The following is a 12798-nucleotide window of genomic DNA, read 5'->3' on the forward strand; positions in this document are numbered from 1 at the left end:
GGCAGAGATCTAGTCGAGGCATTTCCTGTGATCCCAAAAGCATAAGAGGTAAATTTTTCATAAAAAATTAAGCTAATGTCAGGGAACCGTAAATATTACGCCCCTCAAACATAAATTATCAGTTAATAAATGACCAACAGCTCAAAGTTTATGCTTGGATAGGACAGGGGGCATCACCCTCCGCCTTAGGGTCAGTAGAACGGAAATAAGACTAAGTAACTATTCAGGAATAATTCTATGCAAACAAATGTTGCTAATCAAACCAGCAATATTACGGTAGAAGACGATCGCACAGGTTTAAGTATCGAAACCCTCAAACGTGCCTTTGCCGATAACCTGTTCTATATTCAAGGCAAACTCGGATCGCAGGCAAACTTCACCGACTACTACATGGCGCTATCGTACACAACACGCGATCGCCTCTTACAACGTTGGCTGCAAACCCTCAAGGTCTACCACGAACAAGACATCAAAACCGTCTATTACCTCTCCGCCGAATTTTTGATGGGGCGACATCTTGGTAATAGCTTGATTAATCTGGACTTGTACGAAGCGATCGCCCAAGCCGTTAAAGAGTCAGGACTCGATCTGACCGAATTGCTAGAGCAAGAACCCGATCCAGGACTGGGTAACGGTGGACTCGGACGCTTAGCAGCCTGTTTCCTCGACTCACTAGCCACCCTCGAAATCCCTGCAATGGGCTATGGAATTCGCTATGAATTTGGGATTTTTAACCAATCAATTCAACAGGGCTGGCAGGTAGAAATTCCTGATAAGTGGCTGAAATGTGGCAATCCTTGGGAAGTCGTGCGTTACGAATCTACCGTCCAAGTCAAATTTGGCGGACATACTGAAGTTTATAACGATGATCGCGGTCGCCCACACACGCGCTGGATTCCTAGTTTCACGGTCGAAGGCATTCCCCACGATACCCCTGTTCCTGGCTATCAAACTAATACCGTCAATACGCTACGTCTCTGGAAAGCCGAGGCAGGTGAAGACTTTAACTTCCAAGCTTTTAACTCTGGCGACTATGACGGTGCAGTGGCAACCAAGATCAAATCGGAAACCATTTCCAAAGTTCTTTATCCCAACGACAACACGCCCCAAGGTCGTCAATTGCGTTTAGAGCAGCAGTTCTTCTTTGTATCCTGCTCACTGCAAGACATCATTCGTCGCCATCTTAAAAAGTATGGTCGTCTAGACAACCTTGCTGATCATGCAGCCGTGCAGCTAAATGACACTCACCCAGCCATCAGCATTGCTGAAATGATGCGTTTGTTGGTAGATGATCATCAAATGTTCTGGGATGAAGCATGGCGGATTACCCAAAGCACCTTTGCTTACACTAATCACACTCTCATGCCTGAAGCGCTCGAAAAATGGGGTGTGCCTCTATTTGAGAGCCTTCTGCCTCGTCATTTAGAAATCATTTACGAAATCAATCATCGCTTCTTGCAAGATGTACAAACTTGGTTTCCTGAAGACAATGAGTTGCTATTGCGCCTATCGATTATCGAAGAAGGTGGCGGCAAAAAAGTACGGATGGCAAACCTCGCTACCGTTGGCAGTCATGCAGTTAATGGTGTCGCAGCTTTGCACACCGAATTACTGAAAGCTGATGTATTGAAAGACTTCTACAAGCTTTGGCCAGAGAAGTTTAATAATAAAACTAATGGAGTCACTCCTCGACGTTGGGTATTACTAGCCAATCCAGCTTTGTCAGGTTTAATTAGCGAAAAAATTGGTGATACTTGGCTGAAGCATCTTGACGAACTTCGTAAACTTGAATCTTTTGTTGATGATAAAGATTTTCGCGATCGCTGGAGACAGATCAAACAGGCTAACAAGCAGAAAATCGCCGATTATATCCGCACTCACAATGGCGTAGAAGTGGATGTTAATTCCATCTTTGACATTCAAGTAAAGCGGATTCACGAGTACAAGCGTCAGCATCTTGACCTACTCCACATTATTGGTTTGTACTTGAGAATCAAACAAAATCCTAGTATCAACATTACTCCACGCACCTTTATCTTTGGTGGTAAAGCCGCCCCTGGATACTTCATGGCGAAGTTGATTATTAAAGCAATCAATGCAGTTGCTGATGTCGTTAATCGCGATCCCGATGTGCAGGGGCGAATTAAAGTCGTCTTCCTTGCTAACTTCAGCGCCTCACTCGGTCAGTTGATTTATCCTGCTGCTGACTTGTCCGAACAAGTCTCCACCGCAGGTAAAGAAGCTTCGGGTACTGGCAACATGAAGTTCACGATGAATGGCGCTTTGACCATTGGTACTCTTGATGGCGCGAATATTGAAATTCGTGAAGAAGTCGGTGATGATAATTTCTTCCTCTTCGGTTTAACGGCTGCGGAAGTTGAACAGAAGAAAGCCGAAGGATACAATCCTCAAACCTATTATCAAAGCAATGAAGAACTTCGCAATGTTCTCGATCGCCTAGGTATGGGATATTTCTCCCCTGGCGATAAAGACTTGTTTAAGCCGCTTGTTGATTCATTGATGTATCACGATGACTATATGTTGTTGGCGGATTATCAAGCCTATTCGGATTGTCAGGCTAAAGTCAGTGCTACTTATCAAGATGTTGAGAAATGGACAACTATGAGCATTCTCAACGTAGCAAGATCTGGCAAGTTCTCTTCCGATCGCACAATCAAAGAGTATTGTGATGATATCTGGAATGTGAAGCCAGTGAAAGTGGATATGGAACCCTATGATCCTGCAAGGGCAACTCTCAATGTTGGCGGCTAACATCTAAATTGCAAATAAGAAGGGCTCGCTAAGCGAGCCCTTCTTGTTTACAGAAAAATTTCTATCAAGTTATTTATGAAAATTGCCTTTTTCAATACTAAGTCCTACGATCGTCAATCGTTTAATGTTGCTAACGATCAACATCAGCACGAAATAGTTTTTTTTGAATGTCATCTTAGCCATGAGACTGTTTCCCTTGCCATAGGGTTTCCTTCCATATCCATTTTCATTAATGACTATCTTGATGCAAAAATGTTGGAGAAGTTGGCTCAAGGCGGCACAAAATTAATTGCTCTAAGATCGGCTGGATTTAACCATGTGGACTTAGCTGCTGCATCTCATTTGGGAATAACGATTGTGCGTGTTCCAGCTTATTCCCCTTATGCAGTTGCCGAACATGCGATCGCCCTAATTTTATCGCTCAATCGTAAAGTTCATCGTGCCTATAACCGCGTTAGAGAAGGTAACTTCTCTATTGAGGGATTACTTGGTTTTGATTTGCATGGGGCAACTGTGGGTGTGATTGGCACTGGTCGAATTGGTGCAATTTTTGCCCAAATTATGCACGGATTTGGTTGTAAATTAATCGGCTATGATGCTTATCAAAATCCTGTTTGTTTAGAAATGGGAATGGAATACGTGCCAATGCCCGAACTCTTCGCTCAGTCAGATATTATTTCACTCCATTGTCCACTTACGCCCGATACGCATTATTTGATTAATGCTGAAGCGATCGCCCAAATGAAAACTGGGATGATGTTAATTAATACAAGTCGCGGTGCATTAATTGATACTCAGGCGGCAATCGATGGTCTAAAATCAGGCGCGATCGGATATCTCGGTATCGATGTGTATGAGCAGGAAGCGGATTTGTTTTTTGAAGACTTGTCCAATGAAGTTATTCAAGATGATACATTTCAGCGATTACTAACGTTCCCAAATGTAATTGTTACAGGGCATCAGGCTTTCTTTACTAGCCAAGCTCTAGCAAATATCGCCGAAACTACTCTTACCAATATTACTGAATTTGAACGGGTTGGAAATTGTGTAAATGAGGTGAAGATCGAAAATGCGATCTCCTCGAAATAAAAACAACTAAAACCCAATATTAATGGCGTGCGGCGTTGCCACACAACATTAATATTGGGTTTTAGTTACTGCTATATACAGCCCGATCACGACCTTGATTTTTGGCTAGATATAAGCCCTTATCAGCAGATTCAATGAGACTTCTTGGATGTATGTTCTTCTCAGGCATAGTTGTGGATATGCCAACACTTACAGAAACGCAATCTTTGACAAAAGAGGCTTCGTGTGGGATGTGGAGAGCGGCAATGGCAATACAAATTTCTTCAGCGATAAAAGTGGCTCCTTCTCTTAGAGTATTAGGCAATATCACCGCAAACTCCTCACCACCATAACGAGCCACCAGATCGGCAGGACGACGTATACAAGACTCGATCGTCTTTGCTACCGCCCGCAAACAATCATCGCCCATAGGATGTCCATAGCGATCGTTATAGCGCTTAAAAAAATCTACGTCACAGATCAACAAAGAAAGTGGCAAATGTTCTCTAGCTAAGCGTTGCCATTCTTTGTCTAATCTCTGATCAAAGGCTCGACGATTAGCAATTTGGGTCAATCCATCGATAGTTACTTCACGGGCAAGTGACAGAGCTCGATCATAAAGCAAGGCTTCGATCGTGTCACTATGAGATGTAGTGGTGTCAAGAATGATTTCTAGATCACTTTTTTCACTTGAGAGTCTATCTAAAAGTAATCTCAAAGCTGTTTCTGTCTGTTGGCGATCAAGAATTTCAGTTTGCAGACGATGATTAGCTTGCGTTAGCTGTTCTCCTTGAGAAATTTTTGTATTTAAAAGCTCTTTTAAGCTTATATTCTGCGATCGCAATGATTCGATTTCTTGCTCCAAACGGTCAACTTTAGCCAAGAAAAGTTGTTCATTAGTAACTAGTTGGTTGTTTTCAGTTTCCATACTTTTCTGATCTGTTGGCTTAAGCAATTTTAGAACAGCTTTAAGAAATTGCCAAACTTACAGCCACAATATCTCAATAAACCACTTAAATTTTGCTAAAAATGTTGCAAAATAACAGTTTTAATAAAATTGTGAGTAACCAAACTTATGTATTTTATAAAATCTACATAAAGCTTGGCTTTCATAGCTATAGGCACTTGATCCTTGGACATAAAAATAAAAAAGGTGGTGCAGCGCTTTGCGCCGCACCACCTTTTTTTGAGTAAATGAAACACAATAAATTTTCTAAAAGGTTTGTTTTGCAAGTCTTATAGAAAATTTGTTAGTTAAGGGTTCAGATGAAACTCACTTTCCGCTCTTATTTTACTAAAAAGAATATTCACAAGAAAAAAGCTTATATAGCGAGTGTTTTCAGCTTTAGCCATAAAAATCACTATTTTGATATTGTCAATAACGACACATTAATAGGATTATTTATTATTAATTTATCTCAAAATTACTAAAATTCTGATTGTCTAGTTGTAAATATTTTTAGGCTTCAATTACGAGCGGAATCTATGCTCAAATCATTGTTTGTCTTAACAAGACTAGCAGTTACTTTACACTCTCTATTGAGCCTCTGGTTAAAGCAACGATTGCTCTTGGTACTATGGTTTACACTGACGAATATGCTATCTACAACCCTTTACAAGATTGGGGCTATGCTCACAAAACTGTTTGTCATGGGGTAGGCGAATATGCTAGAGATGAGGATGGTGATGGCTTTTGTGAAGTTCATGTCAATACAATGGAAGGCTTTTGGTCGCTTTTACGCTCTTGGTTACGACCTCATCGTGGTATTTCTCAAGAAAAGTTACCTTTGTATTTGAGCTTCTTTGAGTTTGTTCATAATGCCAAGAGGAGGGGTAAAGCTTTGCTGAGTGCTTTGCTAGACTCCCTACTTTCTTTACCTCCCCGAAACACCTATTGAGCCATTATCTTTTTTCATAGATCTCACCTCTTCTCCTATCTAAATCTCATTAATCAATTGCAGCAACGCATCAGTCGTCACCTTACCGCTCATATCTGTACCCTCCAGCAAGCTATCCGCCAGATCTCGCTTATGAGTATGTAGATCGACAATCTTCTCCTCGATCGTTCCCTTAGCGACAAGGCGATAAATCGTGACAGGGCGCTTTTGACCGATGCGATGGGCGCGATCGCTAGCTTGATCTTCCACCGCAGGATTCCACCAAGGATCCATATGAATCACATAATCCGCAGCAGTGAGATTCAGCCCTGTGCCACCAGCTTTGAGGCTAATGAGGAAGACATCACCTTCACCTGCTTGGAAAGCTTCTACGCGCTTTTTGCGATCTTTGGCGGGAGTACTACCATCGAGATATTGATAGCTGATCTTTTGAGAATCGAGATAATCACGGATGATATGTAGATGATCGACAAATTGGCTGAATACTAAAGCCTTATGCTTATTGTCCAGAAGCTCGCTAACCACTTCACCAAAAAGCTGAAGCTTAGAACTCGGTAAAGGAATATCGGGTCTGACCAGCTTGGTATTGCAACAGGCGCGACGCAATTTCATGATTTCCGCGAGAACTTGAAGATGCTTTTGTCCTGCATTTGCCTCGGTACTAGTTAACTTCGCGACTGCCTCACGACGCAGTGCTTCATAAAAGGCGAGTTCCTCTTTAGTTAGTTCCACTTGCAGCGTGACTTCCGTGCGCGATGGTAGCTCTTGCAGTACTTGGTTTTTGGTTCGACGGAGAATGAAAGGCTGAATTAACTTTTTGAGTTGATTACGGGCTTCTCTGTCCTGCGATCGCTCGATCGGATTGGCATAGTTCGTATTGAAATTATCAAGGGAACCTAGTAGTCCTGGGTTAATAAACCGAAATAGATTCCACAGTTCGCCGAGATGGTTCTCGATTGGCGTGCCAGTGGTGATTAGTTTGAAACCGCTTTGGAGATTCATTGCTGCTTGCGATCGCTTTGTGGCTGTGTTTTTAATTGCTTGCGCCTCATCAAGTACAACTGTTTGCCATTCGACTTTAGCGAGCATTTCCCCAACTTCTTCCTGTTGGAGCAAGCCATAGCTACAGATCACCATGTCAAAGGGTTGGAGATTGTCTAACACCTTTTGGCGATCGCCTGTACCAAACACAATCACATTCAATGTTGGCGCAAATTTGGCGGCTTCACCGATCCAGTTCATACAAACAGAAGTTGGCGCGACAATCATCGTTGGACCTTGCGGAGCGCGAGTGAGGATCAAGGCAAGAGATTGCAAGGTTTTACCTAAGCCCATATCATCGGCTAAGCAAGCACCAACACCCCAATGCGCCAGCCTAGCTAACCATGCAAATCCATCGATTTGGTAATCCCGTAAATCGGCAAGCAATGTCGATGGTAACTGCGGTTCAAAGTTCCGCATTTCTTTGATTCTTTTGACATGAGCTTTCCAGTGCTTATCGGATTTAAGATCATCGATTTCATCCACAAAATCTTCAAGAGCTAAGGCGGCGAGAGGATGGAATCTTGTGCCTTTGCCATGTTTCTCGGATAGACGACGGAACTCATCGAGTCGATTGCGAAACTGCTGAGTTAAAGCAATAAATTGACCATCGCCAAGAGGAATAAAACGGCTAGGAGTTTTATCGAGTAGTTCCAATAGATGCTGCATATCTAGCACTTTGTCATCGCCCAAGCGTAATTCGCCTTCAGCCGAGAACCAATCACGGCTTTGATTAATCGACATCCTAAAATCACCAAAGCCAGCCCGATGACTAATTTTCATCTTCTCGCCTTCTGGCCATTCCAAGACAATGCGATCGCCTAATGCTTGCAGTTCCAGTAATAATTCCAAACAAAACTCAGGATCATCAATCGTCCATTCGCTCTCATGCTCTTCAAAACTTTCTAATGTCAGACAAGCTGCGATCGCTTCATTTGCAAGCTTTTTCTCTTCTTTTAAATTGCGAGTTGCTTGCAAGCGCTTCCCATCGATTTCAGCTAGTACTGTTGCGCCACCTGCCCCTGGACGATAGTATGCCCCTGCATTAGCAAAGGGACGCGCTAATATAGCCACCTTCAATCCATTCCCCGCTGGCAAAATATGGACATGGGGCTTGCTATCCGATGGCACTTCCTCAGCGTCACTTACACCGCCGCCAATATCCGAATGCACAGTCACAATCGAAGAGATCCCATGAATCGCTGCAAGTACTTTATCCTTCGCGGCTACAGGAATTTCGAGGCGGTTTTTTCTGCCAATAATTTCGGTGATGCGGCGATGGGATTCATTCACCTGTGTCACTTTTAGGCGCGTGGGGCTTTCCTTGGTGACGACAAAATTTTGCCCATCCTTTAATTGTGGCGAAAATTCTAAAATTAGGCGATCGCCTTTTCCTGCCTTGACTAATAACTCTGGTTCACCCTTGGCAATATCGACACGAGTAGTTGGTGAATCTTCCCAAAACACTAAGGGATGCCCAATCAAGGCGCAGATCGTATCTTCGTCAAATTCATATTGGCTCTGTCCATAATATCCGTGATAGGAATAGACCTGCACATGGGAGCAGACGATAATATCTTGCGGAGTCATGTAGGGAAACTCGTGTACAGACTCCTTCAAACGCTTTACTGCGATATTCCGCCCTGCACTCCATACGCCTTTAGCATTGATTTTCTGTTCTCTCGGCTGGATCGTACATAAGCCCTTATTAAAGGTAATAAACCATACCAAACGCTGCGGTGAAGTATTGGCTGATTTTGTTTGTTCCTGTGGCGACTTGCTGAGATTCAATAAAGCATTTAGGCTCAGTTCCCAAGTCTCTTGAGGACGAATCAAATTGACAATTGAGGAGATTTGATTACCTTGTCTTAATTTTTGAGCATGTTTTTGATGAATAGAATTGGCTGCTAGTTCTCCCAATAGCTCTGCTGTTTCCATTGATATCCAATGATATTCAGCATTAACGGACTGTTTAAGCAATGGTTCCAGAATTCTGGGTAATTCAATTCTGGATTTTTCAGGATTTACCCAATAGAGACAGAGTGCACTAAAAAATGCTTCAAGACAATGACTTTCGGTATGATTGTGAATATATTCACTACTTAGCAAGTCTTTTTGTGGAATATCTCCCAATTGGAATTTCAAGACTTTTTGTAATCGACTATAGGTAACCTGCAACCAGTGATTTGTCTGCTTTGCCATAATCGCCGTATAGCCTTCGGCTTCGCGCATACTCTCAGCAGTACCTTCCTGAATCAGCGCCAATATAAAAAATAGCCCTGGTTCACCACTAAAGTAAACTTGACGTTTGCCTGTGGCTTTTTTGATCATCTTCAGTGATTGCCGAAATTGCGCGATCGCCATCTCGCGATCGCCTTTCAAGAAATGCAGCCAAGCTAATAAGGCATCTCCAGCATTTTTGTAGTCACTAGATAGGCGATCATATGCTTCTTGGGCGGTCTGCAAATCAGCCCGCAATAAACTCTGCTCCATCAAAACCAGTATTAGCGGATCTGTACAGCGATCGCCTTTCGCTTGAAACTCCTGCCGCAGGATCGTCAAAGCCGCATCCGTAGACTTCAGTTTCAGCATTCCATTGGTCAAAATTGTGGCTAAAGCGATTTCATAAAACTCTATACTTAAGGTCTGAAACCACTCAGAGTCAAAGGGATTACAACTGGCTTGATACAAAATTGCATCTAAGGTGATTTTTTGCTGGGAATAGCCATAGCGATAGAAGTCTTCAAACTGCTTGGTAACAAACTTTATATCTTGGCGATAAATCCCAATCCTCACTTCACGAATAAACTGCGACTCACTCCTGAAAGTGCGTGAGTCGGTTCTTCCATAAGATGGTACAGGGAGTTGCAATTCGATCGCACTAACAATCTTCTCGAAATTTCCTGATCGAACAGCATCACGCAACGCAATATCCACTAAATAGGTATTGCATTGTGTACCTTGAGAGCGGTCTTGAGTGAGCAAATTTAATTTTAAAAAGCGATCAACATATCCCTTTAAACTTATGGCAGTAAAATGCTTATTGTCCTTGTCTTTAAGTCCAATCTGAAGTAAACAATCAAAATATACACTGCGATTGATTGGCTCATAGGCGATCGCAAATATCTGGATCATCTGCTTCTCTAGTGCTGACAATTTGTTATAAATTGCGGTCAGGCTTTCATAGAGTTTGGTAGAACCAGCTAGAGAATCAAGCATATCAGGGTTTGTATTGTGACTAGATGATTAGAAGAATTTGCGATCGGTGGCAGCAAAACAAATCCAAATTTTGTACTGTATTTGTTGCCAATTACTAATCTTAGCAAAAATTTGGTTTTCAATACAGATCAAAATCCAAAAGATAAACAGCGCCACCGTTTATCTTTTGGATTTTGATCTGTCCTAGAGCTCTCTTGCATTGCTATAAGTACTTGTACGAAACAAAACCACCCCAATTTTATTTATGTAATCTCAATCTAGTCCTCATCTGCCACTCATTTTTCTAACCTTTAATAGATTCTATATTGAATTTCTTCCAATATTTAACCGAGTAATTTCTATGAAAGCTAGGCTCTTAACCTCACTTGCTGCGATTTCCTTACTAAGCTTTGGCACGGCGATCGCACTAGTAATGCCAGAATCTCTTCAACAATCTCTATCCGAGGCGATCGCAGGTGAAGCTGCTTATGCCCAATCTGCTTCAGTCGGTGGACCTCTTGCCAAGAAATTGCATGGTAAGCCAGTGGTTGTTGATATTTATGCGAGTTGGTGTCCTGCTTGCCAAAATATTGCCCCCACCCTTTCTCAACTGAAAAGAGACTACGCTGGCAAAGTTCACTTTGTGGTGCTAGATGTATCTGATCGATCTTCTACTGCCAGATCTGAGGCGATCGCCAAAGAGTTAGGACTCAGCGCTTTCTTTGCTGCCAATAAGACTCAAACAGGTTCGTTAACTATCGTCGATCCATCCACAGGCAAAGTCTTGTCGCAACACCGCAATAATGCCAATAAAGCTACCTATACAAAGGTCTTAGATGCAGCTTTATCTAAAAAATAAGGCGATCGCCTATCCCAATCCCTTTGACCTTCAATTATCAATATTCGTCATCAAAAAATTCTATGAAAATTAAGTATCTTGCTTCATTAGCAGCGATCGCGCTCTTGAGTACGGGTGTATTTATTGCTTGCGCTACACCTGAAGCATCCAAAGACAATGCTGCCACAACCACTACTGCAACTAAACCCGATCCTTGTGCTGCGAAGAAAGCTGATCCTTGCGCTGCGAAGAAAGCCGATCCTTGCGCTGCAAAGAAAGCTGATCCTTGTGCTGCGAAGAAAGCTGATCCTTGCGCTGCGAAGAAAGCTGATCCTTGCGCTGCTAAATCTGCCTCTGGCGCTTCTATTGGCGGTCCTCTTGCTCAAAAGTTGCAGGGCAAGCCCGTTGTGGTTGATGTCTATGCAAGTTGGTGTCCTGCTTGCAAAAATATTGCCCCAACTGTTTCTGAACTGAAGAAAGAATACGATGGCAAAGTCGAATTTGTGGTACTAGATGTATCGGATAAAGCCACCACGGCGACGGCGGAAGCTACTGCTAAAGAGCTAGGACTAAGCCAGTTTTTGGCAGAGAACAAAACTCAAACTGGTTCGCTCACAATTGTTGATCCTGCTACGGGGAAGATTTTGGCTCAACATCGCAACAATGCCGACAAAATGGCTTACACCAAAGTTTTGGATGCCGCGCTGACAAAGTAATTCCAAAACATTCCATTTGTCTTAGACAAATGGAATGTTTTTCATTTCTCATCTTAGGAAACTTATATGAATCATCTTCAGAAACCCGATCGCGATACTGATGATCTGGTTATGCAAACTACTACAGGCAAGAAAACCAGTTCTAAAATCCCTAAAAAATGGTTTGTTTTTGGAGGATTAGCACTTCTAGGTTTTGCACTCGCTCTATTAATTATTGACCCAGTATCTAAAGGACTGGAATATGCCATATCTGTTGTGGAAAATCGCTATCAGGAATGGTTCGCGCAACAAGACACAGCTAATCCAATGGTACTAATGCCTCTCGCATTTATTGGTGGCTTGATTGCCAGCATTTCCCCCTGCATTCTTGCCATGCTGCCCATAAATTTGAGCTATATCGGCACTCGCAATATTACCTCTCGTAAAGATGCCTTGATCAAAGCAGGAATGTTTGTACTTGGCAATGTGATTATTCTTAGCCTATTTGGATTAGTTTCTTCCTTCGCAGGATTTGTAATCGTGGAATATCGCGGCCACATTAATGTGGTTGTTGGAGCGATTATTTTAATCATGGGATTCGGTTTATTGGGCTTGATTAGGATTCCTTTACCTCAAATTAATGTTGGCGGATCTAATCTTGGTCCTTTTGGGGTTGGTTTAACCTATGCTTTGGTTAGTTCTCCCTGTGCTAGCCCTGTACTGTTTGCAGTGCTTGCAGCTTCGGCGGCAAGTGGTTCGCAAGTTCTATCGGTGCTGACTATGGTAAGTTATGCGTTGGGCTACACGATTGTGATCTTCTTATCTAGTCTGCTGACTGGCTTCGCTAAACAAGCCAAACTGCTGCTGAAATACTCAGAAGGAATTACCAGATTCGGCAGTATTGCGCTGATTTTGGCAGGAATTTACTATCTATTTATAGGTATAAAGTGGTTTATTGGCGGTTAAGTTCTATTGGTAGTAAATTAAGAATTTTGGGGATAGATATGTATGGTAGAACAACTGGTAATTATTGATTCAGGTCACGTAGATTATACTGTGACAATCCATGCAAGAGATTCATCATCTAAGTTCTACATAACGTCAGAAATTGTAGCTGCTGTCGATTGTGATAGTGTAAAAGCAAAACCCAAGAATAGAATGGCGGCGCGAAGCGCCGCCATTCTATTCTTGGGTTTTATGTCCTCACTTTTGGAAATTAAAAAAACGAACCCAATAAGGTTTTTAAAATCACAAAATGGTATAGCCAATTTGTGATTTGGTATAACAT

At 42.4% G+C, this 12798-nt stretch carries 8 protein-coding genes and 1 pseudogene; 7 read left to right on the forward strand and 2 right to left on the reverse strand.

The window, feature by feature from the left end; genetic code table 11:
• The first annotated feature begins 237 nt into the window (after positions 1–237).
• Complete coding sequence (locus CQ839_RS16700; protein ID WP_103669430.1) at positions 238–2772, forward strand: glycogen/starch/alpha-glucan phosphorylase; 2535 nt, start codon at positions 238–240, stop codon at positions 2770–2772.
• A gap of 75 nt (positions 2773–2847) precedes the next feature.
• Entirely contained in the window at positions 2848–3861 is a 1014-nt protein-coding gene (locus tag CQ839_RS16705) for a 2-hydroxyacid dehydrogenase (protein WP_103669431.1), read from the forward strand.
• Positions 3862–3922: 61 nt separating this feature from the next.
• Here the strand turns inward: CQ839_RS16705 and CQ839_RS16710 are convergent, their stop codons facing one another.
• Positions 3923–4768: a diguanylate cyclase domain-containing protein gene (locus CQ839_RS16710; protein WP_103669432.1), complete on the reverse strand. Its 846-nt coding sequence runs from the start codon at positions 4766–4768 to the stop codon at positions 3923–3925.
• A 607-nt stretch (positions 4769–5375) separates the two neighbouring features.
• On the opposite strand from CQ839_RS16710, the pseudogene CQ839_RS16715 reads away from it, so the two are divergent.
• Positions 5376–5738: pseudogene (locus CQ839_RS16715) on the forward strand (transposase); the annotation flags it as partial.
• A 39-nt stretch (positions 5739–5777) separates the two neighbouring features.
• Here the strand turns inward: CQ839_RS16715 and CQ839_RS16720 are convergent.
• Complete coding sequence (locus CQ839_RS16720; RefSeq protein ID WP_103669433.1) at positions 5778–9998, reverse strand: DEAD/DEAH box helicase; 4221 nt, start codon at positions 9996–9998, stop codon at positions 5778–5780.
• A 340-nt stretch (positions 9999–10338) separates the two neighbouring features.
• Here CQ839_RS16720 and CQ839_RS16725 point away from each other — a divergent pair, with 340 nt between their 5' ends.
• The 4 genes from CQ839_RS16725 (at position 10339) to CQ839_RS16740 (ending at position 12785) form a co-directional block, all read left to right on the forward strand.
• Entirely contained in the window at positions 10339–10836 is a 498-nt protein-coding gene (locus CQ839_RS16725; RefSeq protein ID WP_103669434.1) for a thioredoxin family protein, read from the forward strand.
• A gap of 62 nt (positions 10837–10898) precedes the next feature.
• Positions 10899–11531, forward strand: a complete 633-nt coding sequence (locus CQ839_RS16730; protein WP_103669435.1) for a thioredoxin domain-containing protein — start codon at positions 10899–10901, stop codon at positions 11529–11531.
• Positions 11532–11642: 111 nt separating this feature from the next.
• The gene (locus CQ839_RS16735) at positions 11643–12476 is read left to right on the forward strand and encodes a cytochrome c biogenesis protein CcdA (protein WP_103669482.1); all 834 of its coding nucleotides are present in this window, start codon (positions 11643–11645) and stop codon (positions 12474–12476) included.
• Between the two features lie 42 nt (positions 12477–12518).
• Positions 12519–12785, forward strand: a complete 267-nt coding sequence (locus CQ839_RS16740) for a hypothetical protein (protein ID WP_103669436.1) — start codon at positions 12519–12521, stop codon at positions 12783–12785.
• The last annotated feature ends 13 nt before the right edge of the window (positions 12786–12798 follow it).

The organism is Pseudanabaena sp. BC1403, from assembly GCF_002914585.1.
Classification (GTDB): domain Bacteria; phylum Cyanobacteriota; class Cyanobacteriia; order Pseudanabaenales; family Pseudanabaenaceae; genus Pseudanabaena.